Here is a 21,372-nt window from a genome sequence, read left to right on the forward strand (position 1 = left end):
GTCCCTTGCCCCGGCAGGGCTGGCTTTTAACGATTCAGATTCAGGATATCAGATGAACAATCAAATCGGCACGGTGGGCATCATCATCCCCATGTACAATGCGCACAGCACGGTCCTGCGGGCGGTACAATCGGTACTTGATCAAACCTGGACGGACTGGCGCATCTATCTGATTAATGATAAATCGACCGATGACTCGCTGGCGCTGGTGCAGGAGCACTGCCGGGATCCGCGTATTACCCTGCTCAATAATGAGGTCAATCTCGGTGCGGCCGAAACCCGTAACGTGGGCCTCCGCGCCGCAAAAGAGGAGTTTATCGCTTTTCTTGACAGCGACGATGAATGGCAGCGCGATAAACTGATGCTACAGGTTCAGGCCCTGGCAGCGGGTGACGATCTGGTTATCTCGCACTATGGCTACAACTCCCGCACCAAATCCTACAGCGTCACTTACAACAAGCCCTGGCTGATGAAAGACAGCTTTGTGAAAAAGCAGTTTCGTATCTGTTTTTCCTCCGTCTGCTACCGACGACCCGCGCGCAGTATCTATTTTCAGAAAAAGGGTCATGAGGACTTTTTGTTCCTGTATGAGCTCTTTGAACAGTACCGCCAGGCTCGCGTAATTAATAAGGAACTGGTTGTTTACTATGAGCTGGGTGATTCACTTTCGCGTAATAAAAACAAAGCGGCGAAGTGGCACCTCGACTTATTAAGATTTATCTATAAAAACAATCCACTAAAAGTGTATTACTATTACGTCTGGTACATGGTTAACGGGGTTTTGTTCGCGCTGAAGCACAGATAGCGTTGCAGACTGAAACGTTTCAGTTACGCACAGGCTAACGCCCTTGCCCTGGTGCGACGATCCTCTGTAGCACCAGGGATTTAACATTGATGTGATTAAGGTGATGACTTCGCGATGAAAAAAATAGTGCTGGTGATTAAAGACGCCTACTCCTATGCCGGAACGGAAAACATTTGCAACTTTATGTCCGAATGTCTGGGCGACGCGCATCAGGTGACCGTCTATTCGCTGGAAGGATCCGGTCAGCCCTTTTATCCGTTTGAAAAAGTGAAAGCGATCGTCAGCTTTGCGGGGGTGAAGAATCCTATTCGCAGCGCGGTGCAGCGCATCAATCAGGAAGGGTTTGATGCGGTATTCCTGATCAGTATGGGGCGCCTGAGCGTGATGTTTGCTCTCTACAGCCTGCTGGCGGGCAAAAAGAAAACGGCAAAGGCCTACGCCTGCGAGCATATTGCGATTAACTCCTTCGGCAAGCCGATCAAATTCCTTAAGTACCTCTTTTTACGCTATTACGACCGCGTCATCGTGCTGACCGACAAAGACCGCAGCGTCTTTACCCGCTGGGGCATCGCCAGCCAGACTATCCCTAACCCCGTGGTGTATAAAAATCATCAGCGCAGCGTGCGACACCGTCAGGCGCTGGCGGTGGGCCGTCTCGATCATCAGAAAGGTTTTGATCTGCTGCTGGACGTCTGGCAGGGCTTTGCGGCCACCAATCCTGACTGGAAACTGGTGATTGCGGGCGACGGTGAGCTGAAAAGCGAACTGTTGGCCAAAGCGGCAACGCTTAAGATCACCGACAGCGTTAACTTCGTCGGCAAGGTATCTAACATTAACGACTACTATCGCGACAGCGATATGGCGTTGATGACTTCGCGCTATGAGGGGTTACCGCTGGTGCTGCTCGAGGCCAAATCCTGGGCGCTGCCGGTTGTCGCCTATGACTGCCCGACGGGTCCGCAGGAAATTATTAACGACAGTCAGGACGGGTTTCTGGTCGCGATGAACGACCGGGCCGCATTTATTGAAAAAATGAACCAGCTTGCACATAACGATGCGCTGTTTTTCGCCATGAGCGCGAAAACAGCCGAAACCTCGCTGAAATTCGACGGCAAGGTGATTAAAGAGAGCTGGCTTTCACTGGTGTAACGTCACCGGTTTCTGGTATGCCGGGCAATGCCTTTGGGACACACATTCACGCCTCCAGGGGCACATTGACTATGGGATTCCATCAATGAAAAGAAGAGAAGTAATTACCGCATTCTCATCCATTTTCGCCGCCCTTTCTGTAAGCTCGTTCTCAAGCCAGGCTGCCAGAAAAGAGCCCGGCGTGTCGCTGAAAGAGGTACCGGTAAGCGATCTGCCTAAAGAAGACGTCCCGATCCTGACGCCGGAAAATATCTACACCATGCCTGACCGCTTCTGGAAAAACTTCAGCGGCAGGCTGTACATTGGTAAAGTCGGCACCGATCCAACTCAGTCAGCTAACCTGACGGATGTCTTTCTGCGCAACGCCAGCGGTAAGCTCTCCAAGATTGAACAGCCCATTGCGCTCAACGAAGGGACCTTTCAGAAGTTTATCGCCGATAACGGCGCGCTGATTGCCACGCCTGCGCACTCCATGGCGGTGGTGGATGACGGCGGAAACGTCCTGTTTAATATTCCTGACGTCAGCCATCCGGGGGCGAATACTTTCAGCAAGCGCCTGTCGCAGCCCGCCGGTTATCAGCTGATTGGCGAAATTGCCTCCGTTGACGATCTGCGCAAAACGCGCCCGCTGTTTGAAGGGGCAAAGGTTAAGCTCAGCAGCTGGCATAACGGGCTGGAGCAGGGCGGCGGCGAGTTCGTCGGCAGCCTGAGCGCCGCGCCGGATGACGGCGGGGTAATTTTCTCCGGCCCCGACTTTCACTGGCGGCGCGTGGTGGACGACTTCAACCGCCTGACGCTGTTTGATTTTGGTGCCATCGACGACGGTAAAACCGACGCGGCACCGGCCATCAAAGCCATGTATGCCTGGTCGCAAAAGGCCAACCAGCAGATCTGCATTCAGTTTCCCGCCGGGGACTTCTTCGTCAGCGCCTGTGATTTCTCCGGCGAGCAGACGCGTTTTTTCCGCGTTTGCGGGGCGATGGTTAACTTCGGCTATTTCCCGGCCACCAATATCGTCTCCGACGGCAAACCCGGATTCGTTTTCCAGGTTAATGCCCGCTGGGTGGAAGTCAGCAACCTGAACTTTAACGGTCGCACCGACGTGAAGGACAACGGACAGGGCTTCTTTAACAACGTCTGTAAAGGTGGACAGTTCTTCCGCGGTGCCTGCCTGCGTTTTGTTCAGGTCGGCGGCACCTCACTCAGCCTGATGGATACGCTCGATTGTAAAATCGACCAGTGGTACGCCCTGCGATGTACCGGCGATGTGATCAAGTCCGTCTGGTCAAACCTGCCAAAAGGCAAGTGGGACCACAGTACGGCGATTGAGCTTTCAAACTTCAATGCTCAATACTGTACCAAAGGGATGGTGCTTAACCTTGAGCGCTGCGGTCAGTCACTGATCCATAACGGCTGGATTGAGCACTCCGAACATCCGGGCAACATTTCCAATGGCCAGTGGATCATCGATGCCCTGAGCCTGGAAACCTGCCCGAATCCGCTGATAGCCCACAATTCCCGCCTGAATATGCGCCAGACCAATTTGCAGGCCGGAAGCTGGATAGATAACTCGCTGGGCGATCACGAATGGCTGAGCGCCTATGAGCGAGGCTCAACGCGCGTGGAGTCCTACGGCATCGCCGTTGACGGCAGCATGAAGTACAACTACCTGACGTCGCGCTATCGCATCATCAACAATACCAATCAGGAAAAGTGGTACGAGCTGGGCAACATCTTTACGCCCGACGTCGGCGACAACTGGGAGATCGAAATTTTTGGCCAGTCTTCCTACAGCAACGGCACCGATAAGAGCCTGCTGAACCAGGTGGTGGACGGCAAAACCACCGGCGGCAAGGCAATAATCAGCCTGCAGCGCAAGGCGCATAAATTTGAAGCCAGCTGGCATGCAGAAGGTGCCAGCCCGATCCTCGACGTGATGTACGAAACGCCTTACGACACCGATACCCGCGTTTACGTCAAGCTGGCCGGCTGGCTGGCGTCCGCTGGCGTACTGATGAAGTCAACCGCCCGGGACCGGTTTATGACCGGCAAATGCGCGCGGTTCGACAGCAAAATGGCCTTTGCAGATAAGCCTTCAGGCGGAAATGCTCATCAGGCGCTCCAGCGCTTCACTCTGCACAACGGAAAAGCCGGAATTGGCGCTAACGAGCAGGGCGATGTGCTGCTGGAATCACGACTGTTAAAAGCGGAAGAGGTGAATACCTCGCAGGCCGAAGGCTATGTGTCGATGGTGATTAACGGCAAACAGGTTGCCGTGCCTTATTTTGCATTGAAAGGGTAACAAAAAAGGGCGGCCTGAGTGCCGCCCGGCATCAGCGAGTCAGTCGGCAGATTGCGGATCGCGGATGGATTAAGTGGCGAGGCAGTATTGATGGGTGTTCTGGCAGGTATTTTGAACAATTATACTTATTAATTAACCACTTATGGTTAGTGACGGTTTTTAAAATTACAAAAATTTTTCTGGAGTTGTTATGAAGATTTTATTAGTTGGCAATCATACATGCGGAAACCGTGGTGATGGCGCAATTTTACGCGGTCTTATTGACTCGCTTAACCTCGCAAGGAACGATCTGGACATTGATATCATCAGTCGCTATCCAACCAGCTCTGGCTACCTGCTACAGCAGACGGTTATGCCGGATGCGCTCTTTCTTGAAACTAAGAAGGGGAAAAATAGCCTGATCGATAAAATCAAACGCCGCCTGATGCCAAAAATTATGATGGCGCACATCAGCGGCAGCGGACTGTTTAAATCCTTCGCCGTGCCAAAATACCTCCAGGAATTTACCAACCGTCTTAAGCAGTACGATGCGATTATCCAGGTCGGCGGCTCATTTTTCGTTGATCTCTATGGGCCGCTCCAGTTTGAACATTCGCTCTGCGCGCTGCTGGCAAAGAAGCCGATTTATATGATCGGCCACAGCGTTGGGCCATTCCAGAAAGAGCGATTTAACGAGATTGCCAACTTCGTCTTCTCACGCGTTAACAGCCTGGTTCTGCGTGAAAGCGTCAGTCTTGAAATGATGAAAAAGGGCAATATCACCACGGAAAAAGTGGTCGCTGGTGCGGATACCGCTTTCCTGGTTCGCGCCCGTAGCGTCGAAAACCCCAGCCATAACCTGCAGCACTGGCAGAACCTGATTGCCGCGAAAAAAACCGTCGCCATAACCGTGCGTGAACTGGCTCCGTTTGATAAGCGTCTGGGCGTCACGCAGCAGGAGTACGAAGAAGCGTTTGCTAAGGTGATTAATGCGGTAATTGACCGGGGCTATCAGGTCGTTGCCCTCTCCACCTGCACCGGCATTGACAGCTATAACAAAGATGATCGTATGGTAGCGATGACGCTGCGCGACCATATTGTTCAGAAAGATCAGTATCACGTCATCATGGATGAGTTTAACGACCTGGAACTGGGAATACTGCTTGGCGAATCGCATCTGACCATTGGCACCCGACTGCACTCGGCCATTATCTCCATGAACTTTGGCACCCCCGCCGTGGCGATCAACTATGAGCACAAATCTCTGGGTGTGATGAACCAGCTGGGTCTGCCAGAGATGGCAACGGATGTGAAAAGCCTGATGGATGGCAGCATCATCACCCGGGTTAACAGCATTCTGGACAATTACGACGCCGTAAAACAGCAGGTTGACCTCGCGGTTGAGCAGGAGAGAGTTCTGGGTAACAACATTACCGCAGACGTCGTCAGACATTTAGGGTGAACCGATGAAACTTACATTCTTCACAATGCGATTTCCGGTCTCGTCAGAGACCTTCGTGCTCAATCAGGTCATCCATTTTATCGACAGCGGCTATGACGTGGAGATTATCTCCGTCTTCCCTGGCGATCTGGTGAACCGCCATGGGGCATTTGATCGTTACAACCTGGCAGAAAAAACGCACTATCTGCTGCCGGAAGAGAAGGTGAGCAACGCGGACAAGCTGAAGCAGCGCCTGCAGATTGTGCTGCCGAAAATCCTCAGCCTGACCACACTGAAATCCTTCAATATCGGGCGCTATGGCGCGCAGTCCAGCAAGCTTCTGCTGCCTGCCATCGTTGCCCATGCGAAGAAGACCTTTACCGCCGATGTTTTCCTGGTGCATTTCGGCTACGCCGGAGCGCTGGCGAATAAGCTGCGGGAACTGAATGTGCTGCGGGGCAAACAAGCGACCGTATTCCACGGTGCGGATATTTCCCGTCGGCATATCCTTGAAGAGCATAAGCAGGATTATGCCAACCTGTTCCGTCAGTCCGAACTGATGCTGCCAATCAGCCATCTGTGGGAAAACAAACTGATTGCCATGGGCTGTCCGCCTGAAAAAATTCACGTGACGCGTATGGGCATTGAGCCTGAGAAATTCAACCTGAAAGAGCGTGAGTCGCTGCACTCGCCGCTGCGCATCGTCTCCGTCGCACGCCTGACCGAGAAAAAGGGGCTGGGCGTCGCCGTTGAGGCCTGTAAATACCTGAAGGCCCAGGGAGCGAATTTTGAATATACCATCATCGGTAACGGTGACCTGGAAGAGACTCTGCGTGACACCATTCGTACAGCGCAGCTGGAAGAGTGCGTGAAAATGGTCGGATTCAAGCCTCAGGAGGAGATCAAGCGCTACCTGGACGAAGCCGACATCTTCCTGCTGCCTTCCCTGACCGCGGCGGATGGCGATATGGAGGGTATCCCGGTCGCCCTGATGGAAGCCATGGCCGTCGGCTTGCCGGTGGTCTCAACCGATCACAGCGGCATTCCTGAGCTCATTGAAAATAACGTCTCAGGCTGGCTGGCGCCGGAGGGCGATGCGAGAGCGCTGGGCGATATCCTGTTAAAACTGGCAAAAAGCGATATTGACGTGGCACCGGTCGTCGCGGCCGCGCGCGCCAGGGTAGAAACCGAGTTTAATCAGCATATTGCTTATCGCCAGCTGGCACAGCTTTTGGAGCAACTTGCGTGAGTAGTTTAAAAAATCAGGCCGCCTGGCTGTTTGGCGGCACCTGCTTTGCCGCCGTATTACAGGTCGTGCAGCTGGGCGTGCTGGCCCGCAGGCTGGAAGCCCATGAACTGGGCGTTCTGGCCATTATCAACGCTATTCTGGCGGTAGCGATGGTGTTGCAGGATATGGGAATGAGCAGCTATATCGTGCATCGCCAGAACATCACCCGGAAAGAGCAGAGCACCATCTACTGGGTGAACGTCCTGCTGAGCCTGATAACCGGGCTGCTGCTGATCGCCATCGCCTGGCCTATCGCGCATTTCTATCATATTCCTCAGCTGACCGGACTGATTATGCTAACCAGTCTGAACTTTCTGGTGCTGGGTTCGCTGTCGCAATATCAGGCTCATTTTATTAAAGCCAAAAAGATGGTGCTGCTGGCGAAAATAGAGATGGTCACCAAATTCCTGGCATTTATATTTACCGTTGCCATGCTCTGGTTTACCTCCCTCAACGTTGCCGCCGTTATTTTGGGGCTGTTTTCAAATGCCGCCATGCGTATTCTGTGCATGATTTGGTTTGGCGATAAAGCCTGGCGACCCACCTTTGAATTTGATAAAGCCACTTTTTTCAGCTCGATTAAATATGGTGTCTATCAGCTCGGTTCCCAGACGATAAATCAGCTGCGTACTCAGGCCGACTCCCTGATTGTGGGTAAGGTGATGGGCGCCGATATGCTCGGGGTTTATTCTCTGGCAAAAGAGCTGGTGCTTCAGCCACTTAAGCTGGTTACGCCGGTGATTAACCGCCTGGCGCTGCCGCGCTTTGCTGAAAAGCAGCATGAACCGGCGCAGCTGCAGCAACTGTTCCTGAAAGGCACGCTGGCCATTATGTTGTTTAGCAGCCTGATGTATCTGGCGATCGGCATCCTTTCACCGGTGATCGTGCGGGTGCTTTATGGCAGCGCACATGAAGCCGTCGGTCACCTGATACCGCTGATGCTTCTCTTTGGCATGCTGCGTCCAATGGGCGGACTGACTGGCGCAATTTCGCAGGCAAACGGACGGACTAACGTCGAGTTTTACTGGAATATTGTGGCAAGCATCATTGTGGTGCTGGTGCTGGCAACCACCTGGATCTACCCCAACGTCTGGTATGTGGCCCTGACGCTGTCAATTTCTCAGGTGCTCATTTCGGCCTTTGCCCATCCATTCTTTATTAAGCCGGTGATTGGCATCCCCTTTATCCCGTATGCCCGACAGTGGGTTTCGGTTTCGGCGGTGTTTGTCGGCATAATGGCGCTGGTCAGCTACTACAATTTATTTATTATGCCGGAATGGTTTAGCGGCTGGTTTTAATAAATTTGAGTCGAATAATAATAAAAAGGCGATCGCTCAGGCGGTTGCCTTTTTTTTAGTACCAGCGGGGGAAAATTTTCAGATTAAGATTATACTTCCACAGCATCTCTTTAATGCATAATGACCGAACGCTTTTTACTTCATTTATATGGAAAAATTATGACCAAGCTTAAAGCAGTTATCCCCGTTGCGGGTCTGGGTATGCACATGCTCCCTGCTACAAAAGCCATTCCTAAAGAGATGCTGCCGATTGTAGATAAGCCGATGATCCAGTACATCGTCGACGAATGCGTGGCAGCAGGGATCAAGGAAATTGTTCTGGTCACCCACGCTTCCAAAAATGCGGTTGAAAACCATTTTGATACTTCCTATGAACTGGAAGCCCTGCTTGAAGCGCGCGTTAAGCGTTCACTGCTGAGCGAAGTTCAGTCCATCTGCCCACCGGGCGTTACCATTATGAACGTTCGCCAGCCTCAGCCGCTGGGCCTGGCAAACTCCATCCTGTGCGCGCGCCCGATGCTGCATGACGAAGCGTTTGTGGTCGTGCTGCCTGACGTGCTGCTGGATGATTCTACCGCTGACCCGCTGCGTTACAACCTGGCCGCCATGGTTGCACGTTTTGAAGAGACTGGCCGCAGCCAGGTGCTGGCGCATCATATGCCGGAAGCCGACCTGTCTGAATACTCGGTCATCAAAACGCGCGACGTGATGGACAACCCAGGCCAGGTCAGCCAAATCGTCGATTTCGTGGAGAAGCCTGAGAACCCGCAGACGCTGAACTCCGATCTGGCCGCCGTAGGTCGCTACGTTCTGTCTGCCGATATCTGGGCTGAACTGGAAAACCTGGAGCCGGGGGCATGGGATCGTTATCAGCTGACCGATGCCATTGCCAGCCTTGCGAAGAAACAGCCGGTTGACGCTCACCAGCTTTCAGGCGCAAGCTTCGACTGCGGACGCAAACTGGGCTATATGAAAGCTTTTGTTTCCTGGGGCTTACGCAACAATGCTCAGGGCCGTGAATTCCGTGAGGCCGTCCAGACCATTCTGGCAAAATAATCCGATATTCGAATATGGCCGCGCCGGTGCGCGCGGTTGCAAGGAGTCAACATGGCTATTTTAGTCACGGGCGGGGCGGGCTACATCGGTTCCCATACGGTTTTGACGCTGCTTAAGCGCGGCGACGACGTGGTCGTACTGGACAACCTGGTCAACGCATCGCGCGAATCCCTCAGCCGGGTAGAAAAGCTGGCGGATAAGAAAGCCACTTTCATTGAAGGTGACATCCTCGACCGCGCCTGCCTGCGCACGCTTTTTACCCAGCATGATATCTCTGCGGTGATCCACTTCGCCGGCCTTAAGGCCGTGGGCGAATCGACCCGTATGCCGCTGGAGTACTATCAAAATAACGTGACGGGCACTCTTATCCTGCTGGAAGAGATGCGCGCCGCGGGCGTCAATCAGTTTATATTCAGCTCTTCCGCCACGGTGTACGGCGCGGATGCGCCCGTTCCCTATGTGGAAACCACGCCAATCGGCGGCACAACCAGCCCGTACGGCACCTCGAAACTGATGGTCGAATTCATCCTGCGCGACTTTGCGAAGTCCAACCCGGAATTCAAAACCATTGCGCTGCGCTACTTCAACCCGGTTGGCGCACATGAGTCTGGTCAGATTGGGGAAGATCCCAACGGCATCCCAAACAACCTGCTGCCCTATATCGCCCAGGTGGCCATTGGCCGACTGGAAAAGGTGAATATCTTTGGCGGTGACTATCCCACCAAAGATGGCACCGGTGAGCGTGACTACATCCACGTGATGGATCTTGCCGAAGGTCACCTTAAAGCGCTGGACCACATTGCATCCATCAGCGGCTATAAAGCCTATAACCTTGGGGCGGGCGTAGGATATTCGGTCCTGGAAATGGTTAAGGCCTTCGAGAAAGCCAGCGGTCGTACCATTCCTTATCAGATTTCCCCTCGCCGCGACGGCGATCTCGCCGCCTTCTGGGCCGACGCCTCCCTGGCAGACAAAGAGCTCAACTGGCGCGTTTCGCGCGGTATCGACCAGATGATGCGTGATACCTGGAAATGGCAGAGTTCGAATCCGCAGGGATATAAGTAAACCCGCTCAGGTTTATCTGTTTAAAATTCAACCCGGCCTTTGCCGGGTTTTGCGTATTTAACTATCATGAAGGGGTTACCGCGATTATAGAAATCGTGCAAGCAGGGCGTTCAGGGTGTTATTGGACTCGACCCAGGACAAAAATAAATCTTCAATATTGGATGTTATTTGAACAAAATAGAACCCTAAAAGGGTATACATCCTGTGAATGAGCGACTTTCCACGCTAGTGTGAATGCATCGTTATTCGAGCCGGATAAATCTTATTTTGTTAGTTTTCATATTTGCTGAATGATACAATTATGCTTCTGCTGATGATGCGACGGAGGTGATTTTTCCTCTGTTAAACGTATAGGATTACAGTCACTTAGTTTTAGCACATAAGCTGACCGCATAGGGCGACCTGCAGAATTGAGCATCTACAACATACCGGCAAGCCATGCTCTGGGATAGCGTACCCAGGGGCGGTAGCGTGGCTAAATTCTGTTCTATGATGTTTATGTTCAATAATCCAATAATCCAATAATCTAAGGTTATTGTTCCAAATCACTCCCGTTTAGAGACGAGCTATGAAGATTTTGATTACTGGTGGTGCTGGATTTATCGGTTCGGCGGTTGTAAGACATATCATTAAAAATACGCATGATTCTGTCATCAATGTTGATAAATTAACCTATGCGGGTAATCTGGAATCGATCAAGGATGTCAGCAGGAGTGAGCGTTATCAGTTCGTTCAACTTGATATTTGTGACACCGATGGTTTAATCAAGGTGATCAACGAGACAAAGCCAGACGCCATCATGCATCTGGCCGCTGAGAGTCATGTAGACCGATCGATAACTGGCCCGGCAGATTTCGTACAGACAAACGTGGTTGGAACCTATAGTTTACTTGAAGCAACTCGCCAGTATTGGAACGTGCTTAGTAATGATAAAAAACAGGCTTTTCGCTTCCATCACATTTCCACCGATGAAGTCTACGGTGATCTGCCTCATCCTGATGAAATGAGTGGTGAACTCCCGCTGTTTACCGAAACGACGGCTTACGCGCCAAGCAGCCCGTACTCATCGACTAAAGCTGCCAGCGATCATCTGGTCCGGGCATGGGGGAGAACCTACAAGTTACCCGTTATTATTACCAATTGCTCAAATAATTACGGCCCTTATCATTTCCCCGAGAAATTGATCCCGTTAATTATTATTAATGCCCTCGAACTAAAACCGCTCCCCATCTATGGGAAGGGTGACCAGATCCGCGACTGGCTATACGTCGAAGATCATGCGAAAGCATTGTATAAGGTTGTCACAGAAGCAAAACCCGGTACGACCTATAATATCGGTGGTCATAACGAGAAAAAGAATATTGATGTTGTAATGACGGTATGTGCACTGCTGGACGAGTTAAAACCGGCTAAAACGAAATATGCTGAGTTGATTACTTATGTGAACGACAGGCCCGGGCACGATCGTCGTTATGCTATAGATTCCAGCAAAATGCAGAATGAGCTGGGATGGAAACCACAGGAAACTTTTGAAACAGGTATGCGTAAGACTGTGGAATGGTACCTGGCAAACACGCAATGGGTAGAAAACGTCAAGAGCGGTGCTTACCAGAGCTGGATTGAACAGAACTACGAGAAACGTAGCTAATGAATATTCTTTTATTTGGTAAAAATGGCCAGGTTGGTTGGGAGCTTCAGAGGGCGCTGGCACCTTTGGGCAACCTGATTGCTCTCGATCGTCATTCAGTAGAATACTGTGGGGACCTATCAGACCCTGGTGGTATTACAGCAACCATTCTGGCAATAAAACCTGATGTCATTATTAATGCTGCTGCGCATACTGCCGTTGATAAGGCGGAATCCGAACCAGAACTTGCTGCGCTTTTAAATACAACATCGGTAGCTGCGATGGCTAAAGCCGCAGAAACTGTCGGTGCGCTCTTGGTGCATTACTCTACTGACTATGTGTTTAATGGAGAAGGTTCCGAAGCCTGGGTAGAGACAGATACCACCGCGCCCTTGAGCGTTTATGGTAAGACCAAGTGTGATGGTGAAAAGGCCATTGTCGCCAGCTGCAGTTACTACCTTATCTTCCGTACCAGCTGGGTTTATGCCGCAAAAGGGAATAATTTTGCGAAGACAATGCTCAAACTGGCTGCCGAAAGGGATGAGCTTTCTGTCATCGACGATCAGTTTGGCGCGCCGACCGGGGCTGAGCTAATTGCAGATTGTACTGCACACGCTATTCGTAAAGCTAAAAAAGATATTAGCCTCTCGGGTATTTATCATCTAATAGCCAGTGGAGAGACGACCTGGCATCAGTATGCCGGGTATGTGATTAATGCAGGGAGGCTGAAGGGAATGGAGCTCAGAGTTAAGAGTATCAACCCGGTTCCTACCAGTGCGTTCCCGACTGCGGCCACAAGACCCACTAACTCCAGACTTAGTACGACGAAGTTTCAGGACGCTTTTGAGCTGACTCTGCCAGACTGGCGAGTGGGCGTGCAGCGTATGCTGAACGAGATTTAATCAAAATTTTAAAACAGCATTGATTAGTGCTGTTAACCTGGAATGAATTACCATGAAGAATAAAGGCATTATACTCGCAGGTGGTTCCGGTACTCGGCTGTATCCGGTGACAATGGCTGTAAGTAAACAGCTCCTGCCAATATATGATAAACCCATGATTTACTATCCCTTAAGCACGCTGATGATGGCAGGTATTCGCGATATCCTGATCATCAGTACTCCTCAGGATACACCGAGATTTGAAAGCCTGTTAGGGGATGGCTCTCAGTGGGGGATTTCCATTTCATATAAAGTGCAGGAAAGCCCAGATGGACTCGCTCAGGCTTTTATACTTGGCGAAGAATTTATTGGGGATGATGCCTGTACGCTTATTCTTGGCGATAATATTTTCTATGGGCACGATCTTAATAAGCAGCTTGAAGAAGCCTGTAATAAAAAACAGGGGGCTACCGTGTTTGCTTATCACGTGCAGGATCCTGAACGCTATGGCGTAGTCGAATTTGACGAGAATGGTAAAGCTATTTCTCTTGTTGAAAAGCCTGAAAATCCGAAAAGTAATTATGCAGTGACAGGTCTTTATTTCTATGACAACAGTGTCGTAAAAATAGCAAAATCCCTAAAGCCTTCTGCCCGCGGCGAACTCGAAATTACCGATGTCAATCGTATCTATCTTGAAAAAGGTCAACTTTCCGTCTCAATAATGGGGCGCGGTCATGCCTGGCTGGATACTGGCACGCACCAAAGTATGAATGAAGCTAATAACTTTATTCAAACGATAGAAACGCGTCAGGGCCTCAAAGTTTGCTGTCCTGAAGAGATTGCTTACCGAATGGAATTTATTTCTTCAGCACAATTAAAAGAACTCGCAAAGCCTTTAAGTAAAAATAATTATGGCAAATATTTATTAGCGCTGGCTGAAGGTAAGTTGTGAAATGAAAATTATCGATACATCAATCCCTGAAGTAAAAATTATTGAAGCCTCAGTCTTTGGTGATGAGCGCGGCTTTTTCATGGAAACCTGGCAGCAGAAAAAGTTTGATGAACTTGTTACGGCTCGTCAATTTGTTCAGGATAACCATTCGAAATCCACTCAAGGGATTCTACGAGGACTCCATTACCAGACTGTAAACACTCAGGGGAAACTGGTACGCGTTGTTGCGGGGGAAGTATACGATGTTGCGGTTGATATGCGTAAATCTTCACCCACCTTCGGTCAATGGGTGGGCGTTTATCTATCAGCTGAAAATAAGCGGCAGCTATGGGTGCCTGAGGGTTTTGCCCATGGGTTTTATGTGACTTCGGACAACGCTGAATTTGTCTACAAGTGCACCGATTACTATAATCCAGCAAATGAACATACACTTCTCTGGAATGATCCGGAAATAGGTATAAAATGGCCTGTTATTGAAAATAGTGCGCCGCTACTCTCTGCTAAAGATCAGATTGGTAAACCATTCAGGAAAGCAGTGTATTTTCAGTAAAGTATCATTATTGATGGTGGCTCTTTTAACAGGGCTATCGTTGAAAACATATGTAGTTCCAATTTTTTCTATCCAGGCAAAATTCAAGGTGTTCAGAATGGATATTGAGACCTTAGTAACGCCCAAAATGATAATGCGACTCGAAAATGATAAATGAAGATCATATTAGTATACTATTCTGTAGCTATAACGGCGAAAAGTATCTTAGAGAACAGATTGATTCTATTATTTCGCAGACGCACAGTAACTGGACAATTTATATTTCAGATGATGGTTCTTCAGACTCGACATTAAAAATCATTGAAGAGTATATAAAAAAGTTACCTAAAAATAAAATCTATTTGCTGAAAGGACCCTCGAAAGGATTCGCGGCTAATTTCCTGTCACTGCTTAGAAATAAGGATATACACTCACCTTATTATGCTTTTAGCGATCAGGATGACATATGGTTTGATACCAGGCTTGAACGCGCACTGAAGTTAGTTAAACAAGCGGAACAGACTACTCGAGACACATGTGTCTTATATGGTGGCCGTACAAAGCTTATCGATGCGGAAAGAAGAGTAATAGGCCTATCCCCTCTCTTTATTCGTGATTTTAAATTAGAAAATGCACTCCTCCAAAGTTATTCCGGAGGAAACACTATGCTCTTCAATCATGCGATCAAAAATAAGATTGAAATGCTGCCAGAAAAAATACCTATTGTGTCACATGATTGGTATCTTTATCTCGTTTGTGCAGCTTTTTCTGGTGAAATTATCTATGATCGCGAACCACAGGTGCTTTACCGACAACATGGAGATAATATAGTCGGTAGTAATCTCGGTCTCCTTTCAAAACTGTCACGTTTGAAACGCCTTTATAATGGTGAGTTTGCACAATGGAATAACATTAATAAATTAAGTATAGAATACTTTTATCCTTTTCTTCCAAAAAAACAGAAGGAAATTATCGATCACTTCAATTCATGTGGAGATGAAAGTATTTTCATCAGATTTCGGGGTTTTTTGTCAGCTAAGGTTTACCGTCAAAAAAAATCTGAAAGCCTGTTGTTTATGTTAATGAATGTTCTCGGAAAGATAAATTGAATAAGAAACATATGATGGTGGTTAAATGAAAAGGATAGTTAGGTACTTCTACAAATTATTTATTAAAGTGATTCTTTTTAGTTATTACTCGCTGCTTTCCTATCGTGACAGTATAAAAACTAAAAGATTTACTAATATCATTCAGGATAAAGAATTTGTTGGCGGGAAGGTTATGCTTCTGGCGCTTTATGAAAAAACAGCCTTAAGAAATGACACGATAGAATTACTTAAGGAAGCAAAAAGACAAAATGTCTTCATCATAGGCGTAAACACACTTAAGTTGAGTAATGAAAATTATCCTGAAGAGTTAATCGATGTTTATATTGAAAGGGATAACTTCGGGCGTGATTTTGGCAGCTATCAGGCAGGGATGCAATATATTTATAGAAAAAAAGTTGACGAAAGATGCAGTAGATTGTTAATTATAAATGATAGTGTGTTCTTCTCAAAAAAAGGGTTACCAGAATTTATTAAAGACCTGTTTGAAACAAAAACCGAAGTATTAGGTGCAACTGAAAATAAAGAGATCTCTCATCATCTTGGCTCTTTTTGTATTTCTGTTTTAGGCCGAATAGTATCCCATGAAAAATTCGAAAATTATTGGAAAAACTACAAGTTAACTAACGTGCGTCCACTTGTAATCAAAAGGGGTGAGTTTACTTTAAGTACGATATTGAAGTCTCTTGTGAGTTCTGAAAATAACTTTAAAGCTATTTATGATGTTGCTTTTTTTGAATCCGCTTTAGCTCGTGATAAAGAATTATTTCATAATTATTATTATTTCCGTCGCGAGGGTTCGCGCAGGTTTTGGACTAATACTAACCTGATAGACTACTTCAAGCATGACTTTATTCTTAAGTCTTTTTACGATAAATATATAGAAGGGATAAAATTAAATTCAGAAGTCCTCAAAAATTCTCGCTATGAAACTAAACCCTCGGAAGAGGATCAAAAGGTTGACTTTGTCAACTTCGCAACGTTCATGTCAACGGTTGACTTTGAAACTCTGCCTCATGGGAAGCTTCTTAAGCAACGGTTGATGAGTATCTACCTTGACGACTTTACCCGAGGTTCACAGATACACAACAATTGTATCTCGCTACATCGTTTAGGCTTACCAATAATTAAGTTAGACTTGTTATATCGCACTGTTTGTAATTTTAATGATCTTATTAAGATAAAAGAGCAACTGGATGAGTCTCAGCAGGAAGATTTTATGACACTGATGACCAACAGATTGTCTGGAGAGAAATTCCTTTTTGGACTGAACAGACAAGCATTTGAATGTGGGATTATGTAAAATGAGTTATATCAAAAATTCACCCGGACTCGATGATCTCGTAAACGCGCTAAAATCATTCCATGTTATCCGCGTCATGGGTGGGCAGGACATCCGCCAACGTTATAAACGCTCACGCCTTGGTCCATTTTGGATAACAATCAGTATGCTCGTCATGATCACTACTATGGGGCTGGTTTTTGGTAACCTTTTCAAAACACCACTGCATGACTTTCTGCCTTACCTGACTCTCGGATTAATCATCTGGGGCTTTCTGCTAGGTAGTATCACCGAGGGCTGCGATGCTCTTATTTCGGCTGAAGGCATTATCAAACAACTTCCCGTTCCGCTACATGTACATGTCCTGCGTGTCGTCTGGAAGAATTTTATTATTTTTTTACACAATATTGTTATTTTTCCGCTTGTACTTATAGCCGTGGGTAAGGGTGTCAACTGGTATATTTTATTAGCCATCCCCGGATTTATACTTCTTGCTCTTAACGTTTCGTGGCTGCTAATGGTTATGTCATTAATTTGCGCCCGCTTTAGAGATATGACGCAGATTATTCTCAGCATTATGCAGGTTATCTTCTATCTGACACCGGTCATTTGGATGCCCCAGCTGCTGACACACCGTATCGGTACTTTTTTACTCGATATGAATCCGTTTTATCATTTAATAGATGTGGTCAGGTCCCCTTTACTGGGTCAGGTGCCCTCTGCAACAACATACTGGGTGACGATAATTATGGCGGTTGTAGGTATTGTATTCTCAACACTTATGACCAGTAAGTTTAAATATCGTGTACCTTACTGGGTTTAGGGAACGTTATGACTATTATTAAATTTGAAAATGTTGGTATTGATTTTCCTATTTTCGATGCGGCATCGCGCTCTATTAAAAAGAATTTTATGAGCTTCGCCACAGGCGGTAAAGTGGGAGAGGCAAATGGTAAGGTCGTTGTTTCAGCGCTGAATAATCTTAATTTCGAAATTAATGATGGAGAAAGGGTTGGTTTAATAGGCCACAATGGTTCTGGCAAAACTACACTTTTACGCATGTTTAGTCGCGTCTATCATCCTACTTCCGGAAAAGCCACTATTGAAGGTGATATTGGGTCATTAATATCTATTTCACTTGGGATTAATCCTGAATTTACCGGGCGTGAAAATATTTATATCCGTGGCGCTCTCTTAGGACTCAGAAGAAGAGAAATAAACAGTAAGATTGATGAGATTATTGATTTTACTGACCTTGGGGATTTTATCGATATGCCGGTCAGAACCTACTCATCCGGTATGCAGATGCGCCTGGGCTTTAGTGTTTCGACAATTTTTACCCCGGAAATATTACTTATGGATGAGTGGCTGTCAGTAGGCGATGAGAGTTTTAAAGAGAAAGCTGAAACACGTTTGAGCAATATTATTAATGCAACAAAAATTTTGATCCTTGCAAGCCATAGTCAGGAGCTGATGGCAAAGGTATGCACGAGGATCCTGTGGCTGGAACATGGTACCGTCAAGATGGATGGCAAGCCGCAGGACATTTTGCCACTATACTTCAAAAGCAGTATCAGGAAAGCTGATCTTGTGTAGTCGGTAGCTAAACAAATGCGTATTCTTTAGAGGGACTTATTACCTGCGTTGTTATTATGCAACAAATAATGCCAATCGCACCAATCACTACCTTTAATCAGCTATCCTGAGTTAACATGTTTGACACTTTTTACACATGGTGCACCAGACTTGCGCCATGAGCGACCTTCAGACAGGAGTATGTAATGTCCAAGCAACAGATCGGCGTTGTAGGTATGGCTGTTATGGGCCGTAACCTGGCTCTCAACATTGAAAGCCGCGGCTATACCGTATCCATCTTTAACCGCTCTCGCGAAAAGACTGATGAAGTTATCGCTGAGAACGAAGGTAAAAAGCTGGCTCCATACTACAGTATCGAAGAGTTTGTTGACTCCCTTGAGAAGCCCCGTCGTATCCTGCTGATGGTTCAGGCAGGCGAAGCAACTGACAAAACTATCGCTTCCCTGACCCCACACCTTGATAAAGGCGATATCCTGATCGACGGCGGTAACACCTTCTACAAAGACACCATTCGCCGTAACCGCGAGCTATCCGAGCAGGGCTTTAACTTCATTGGTACCGGCGTATCAGGTGGGGAAGAAGGGGCGCTGAAAGGTCCATCGATTATGCCTGGCGGTCAGAAAGAAGCTTATGAGCTGGTTGCCCCTATCCTGGATAAGATTGCTGCCCGCGCTGAAGGTGAAGCCTGCGTTGCCTATATCGGTCCGGACGGTGCGGGTCACTACGTTAAGATGGTTCATAATGGGATTGAGTATGGTGATATGCAGCTTATCGCAGAAGCCTACTCATTGCTGAAAAATGCCCTGAACCTGAGCAATGAAGATTTGGCTAAGACCTTCAGCCAGTGGAATGAAGGCGAACTGAATAGCTATCTGATCGACATTACTAAAGATATCTTCACCAAAAAAGATGAAGACGGTAAGTACCTGGTTGATGTGATTCTGGATGAAGCCGCCAACAAAGGCACCGGTAAGTGGACCAGTCAGAGCTCACTGGATCTTGGCGAGCCACTGTCGCTGATAACTGAGTCCGTGTTTGCCCGCTATCTCTCCTCGCTGAAAACTCAGCGCGTAGCGGCTTCAAAAGTGCTGAGCGGCCCGACTGTTAAAGCCCTTACGGGTGATAAAGCTGAGTTTATCGAGAAAGTCCGTCGTGCACTTTATCTGGGTAAAATCGTTTCTTATGCACAGGGCTTCTCCCAGCTGAAAGCAGCGTCAACCGAGAATAACTGGGATCTTAACTACGGTGAGATTGCTAAAATCTTCCGTGCAGGCTGCATTATCCGCGCACAGTTCCTGCAGAAGATCACTGATGCTTATGCAGAGAATGCCGACATTGCAAACCTGCTGCTGGCACCTTACTTCAAAAATATCGCTGACGAGTACCAGCAGGCGCTGCGTGACGTTGTGGCCTATGCGGTTCAGAACGGTATTCCAACGCCAACCTTCTCTGCAGCTATCGCTTACTACGACAGTTACCGTTCAGCAGTACTGCCAGCTAACCTGATTCAGGCTCAGCGCGACTACTTTGGTGCACATACCTATAAACGCATCGATAAAGACGGTGTGTTCCATACTGAGTGGCTGGATTGATTCAAAAAGTTGCTTAACACTCTTGAAACCACAGTTGATACTGTGGTTTTTTTTATATTTTTAATGTGCAAAACTGGACAGATGTCACCCATTAAATTTTTGCTCCTCCTCGCTGCCTCTTGTCAATCCTGCGAATCATGCAAGTATCCCACCCAAACGACTATTCAGCAGTAGCGCTCTCCCGACGAACTGATTATGTCCTGTAAGGGAATGGCTGTTCGCACCGTCCGACTCACTCATCATCTGACAGCACCCGCTATAAATTATCGGTAGAAGTTTTAAGAACCAAGCGGTAATGCAGTCTGTAATATTAACCCAATGTTACTTTATGATTTTGTGCGTTTTAAATTACTACTAAATGTTACGTTTAGGTTCTGTTTAACTACTAATCCGCGTTCTTACTATACTTGCCAAACCTTTTATTATCATGAATTACCCACTTAATTGAATTCGTATATTTAAAATAAATATCCCGGAAGCATGAGTTAAATATAACCATCCGGATAATTGGCAAGGACAATGATATGTCGGATATGAGCATCTCCCTTAATACCGCTACGCTGACTCATCCGCTTTCCCAATGGGGGGCCGAACGCGCCGAATCCGTGGTCGGCGAGCTGGAACGGGGCAAAGTTATTTGCCTGCCACATCTGGCGTTTGCGCTGACTGAGCAGGAACAAACATTATTGGATCCCGCTGTTGTGGATCCTAAGCGTAAAAACATTAGCTATCAGCCCTTGAAGGATAAGCTTACCGGCGTTGCCGCAGCGGAGCAGGAACCGGCCGTGCGTGCGCTGCTTAAGCGTCACTACCAGTCGAGTTTGCAGCTGATTGCTGCTATTCTCCCCGAATATGAGCAGGTATTGCATACGCCCACCAATAGCCTGCGCGTTCATCCGGTTAAGGCATGGTCGAAAAGTACCTCGTGGCGCAAAGACGACAGTCGTCTGCACGTCGATGCATTTCCTTCCCGCCCTAATTATGGCGAACGGATCCTGCGTATATTTACCAACATTCATCCAGGCGGTGAAAGTCGTAACTGGCGGGTGGGAGAGACATTCCCGTCGCTGGCTGCACGCTTCTTACCCCGCCTGAAATCGTATTCGCCGTTGAGCAGCTGGCTGCAAAACGCTGTTGGCATTACCAAAAGCCGCCGTAGCCACTACGATCATCTGATGCTGCAAATGCATGATGCCATGAAGGCTGATGCTGATTACCAGAAGCAGGGACCGCAGTTGGCGATTGACTTCCCTACGGGCAGTAGCTGGATCTGCTTCTCCGACCAAACCCCGCATGCGGCGATGGGCGGGCAGTTTATGCTGGAGCAAACTTTCCTGCTGCCGGTTGATGCGATGCAGAACCCCCAGCATTCGCCGTTACGGGTGCTGGAAGGGCTGCTGGGTAAGCCGTTAATTTGATATTCA

The 21,372-nt window shown here is 48.0% G+C and carries 18 protein-coding genes; all 18 read left to right on the plus strand.

Features of this window, described 5'->3' with window-relative positions:
* The first annotated feature begins 52 nt into the window (after positions 1–52).
* The gene (locus tag ACLRGG_RS19460; protein ID WP_416251311.1) at positions 53–805 is read left to right on the plus strand and encodes a glycosyltransferase family 2 protein; all 753 of its coding nucleotides are present in this window, start codon (positions 53–55) and stop codon (positions 803–805) included.
* Between the two features lie 114 nt (positions 806–919).
* On the plus strand, positions 920–1,954 hold the full coding sequence (locus ACLRGG_RS19465) for a glycosyltransferase (RefSeq protein ID WP_416251312.1): 1,035 nt from the start codon (positions 920–922) through the stop codon (positions 1,952–1,954).
* 85 nt (positions 1,955–2,039) lie between these two features.
* Positions 2,040–4,256: a phage tailspike protein gene (locus tag ACLRGG_RS19470; RefSeq protein WP_416251313.1), complete on the plus strand. Its 2,217-nt coding sequence runs from the start codon at positions 2,040–2,042 to the stop codon at positions 4,254–4,256.
* 190 nt (positions 4,257–4,446) lie between these two features.
* Positions 4,447–5,697, plus strand: a complete 1,251-nt coding sequence (gene wcaK, locus ACLRGG_RS19475; RefSeq protein ID WP_416251314.1) for a colanic acid biosynthesis pyruvyl transferase WcaK — start codon at positions 4,447–4,449, stop codon at positions 5,695–5,697.
* A gap of 4 nt (positions 5,698–5,701) precedes the next feature.
* Positions 5,702–6,925, plus strand: a complete 1,224-nt coding sequence (locus ACLRGG_RS19480) for a glycosyltransferase (RefSeq protein ID WP_416251315.1) — start codon at positions 5,702–5,704, stop codon at positions 6,923–6,925.
* Positions 6,922–8,262 carry a lipopolysaccharide biosynthesis protein gene (locus ACLRGG_RS19485; RefSeq protein WP_416251316.1) on the plus strand — a complete coding sequence of 447 codons (1,341 nt, stop codon included), beginning with the start codon at positions 6,922–6,924 and terminating at the stop codon, positions 8,260–8,262. Before ACLRGG_RS19480 ends, ACLRGG_RS19485 begins: the two co-directional genes overlap by 4 nt.
* A 159-nt stretch (positions 8,263–8,421) precedes the next feature.
* Positions 8,422–9,318, plus strand: a complete 897-nt coding sequence (gene galF, locus ACLRGG_RS19490; protein WP_067708439.1) for a UTP--glucose-1-phosphate uridylyltransferase GalF — start codon at positions 8,422–8,424, stop codon at positions 9,316–9,318.
* Positions 9,319–9,369: 51 nt separating this feature from the next.
* Entirely contained in the window at positions 9,370–10,383 is a 1,014-nt protein-coding gene (galE, locus tag ACLRGG_RS19495) for a UDP-glucose 4-epimerase GalE (RefSeq protein WP_416251317.1), read from the plus strand.
* A 568-nt stretch (positions 10,384–10,951) separates the two neighbouring features.
* Entirely contained in the window at positions 10,952–12,031 is a 1,080-nt protein-coding gene (rfbB, locus tag ACLRGG_RS19500) for a dTDP-glucose 4,6-dehydratase (RefSeq protein WP_416251318.1), read from the plus strand.
* Positions 12,031–12,912: a dTDP-4-dehydrorhamnose reductase gene (rfbD, locus tag ACLRGG_RS19505; protein WP_416251319.1), complete on the plus strand. Its 882-nt coding sequence runs from the start codon at positions 12,031–12,033 to the stop codon at positions 12,910–12,912. The genes rfbB and rfbD overlap by 1 nt, the downstream gene beginning before the upstream one ends.
* A 52-nt stretch (positions 12,913–12,964) precedes the next feature.
* Positions 12,965–13,843 (plus strand): glucose-1-phosphate thymidylyltransferase RfbA, encoded by an 879-nt coding sequence (gene rfbA, locus ACLRGG_RS19510; RefSeq protein WP_416251320.1) that lies wholly within the window; start codon positions 12,965–12,967, stop codon positions 13,841–13,843.
* Position 13,844: 1 nt separating this feature from the next.
* Positions 13,845–14,393 carry a dTDP-4-dehydrorhamnose 3,5-epimerase gene (rfbC, locus tag ACLRGG_RS19515; RefSeq protein ID WP_416251321.1) on the plus strand — a complete coding sequence of 183 codons (549 nt, stop codon included), beginning with the start codon at positions 13,845–13,847 and terminating at the stop codon, positions 14,391–14,393.
* A 146-nt stretch (positions 14,394–14,539) separates the two neighbouring features.
* Complete coding sequence (locus ACLRGG_RS19520) at positions 14,540–15,481, plus strand: glycosyltransferase family 2 protein (RefSeq protein ID WP_416251322.1); 942 nt, start codon at positions 14,540–14,542, stop codon at positions 15,479–15,481.
* A 25-nt stretch (positions 15,482–15,506) separates the two neighbouring features.
* Positions 15,507–16,781: a rhamnan synthesis F family protein gene (locus ACLRGG_RS19525; RefSeq protein WP_416251323.1), complete on the plus strand. Its 1,275-nt coding sequence runs from the start codon at positions 15,507–15,509 to the stop codon at positions 16,779–16,781.
* 1 nt (position 16,782) lies between these two features.
* A complete protein-coding gene (locus ACLRGG_RS19530) occupies positions 16,783–17,583 on the plus strand; it encodes an ABC transporter permease (protein ID WP_416251324.1) in 801 nt (266 codons plus the stop codon).
* Between the two features lie 8 nt (positions 17,584–17,591).
* Positions 17,592–18,356, plus strand: coding sequence for an ABC transporter ATP-binding protein (locus ACLRGG_RS19535; protein ID WP_416251325.1), 765 nt, complete (start codon positions 17,592–17,594; stop codon positions 18,354–18,356).
* 185 nt (positions 18,357–18,541) lie between these two features.
* On the plus strand, positions 18,542–19,948 hold the full coding sequence (gnd, locus tag ACLRGG_RS19540; protein WP_345828187.1) for an NADP-dependent phosphogluconate dehydrogenase: 1,407 nt from the start codon (positions 18,542–18,544) through the stop codon (positions 19,946–19,948).
* A gap of 524 nt (positions 19,949–20,472) precedes the next feature.
* Positions 20,473–21,366, plus strand: coding sequence for a Kdo hydroxylase KdoO (gene kdoO, locus ACLRGG_RS19545; RefSeq protein ID WP_416251326.1), 894 nt, complete (start codon positions 20,473–20,475; stop codon positions 21,364–21,366).
* Positions 21,367–21,372: the final 6 nt, after the last annotated feature.

The organism is Erwinia sp. PPS120 (assembly GCF_047918655.1).
Lineage (GTDB): Bacteria > Pseudomonadota > Gammaproteobacteria > Enterobacterales > Enterobacteriaceae > Erwinia > Erwinia tasmaniensis_A.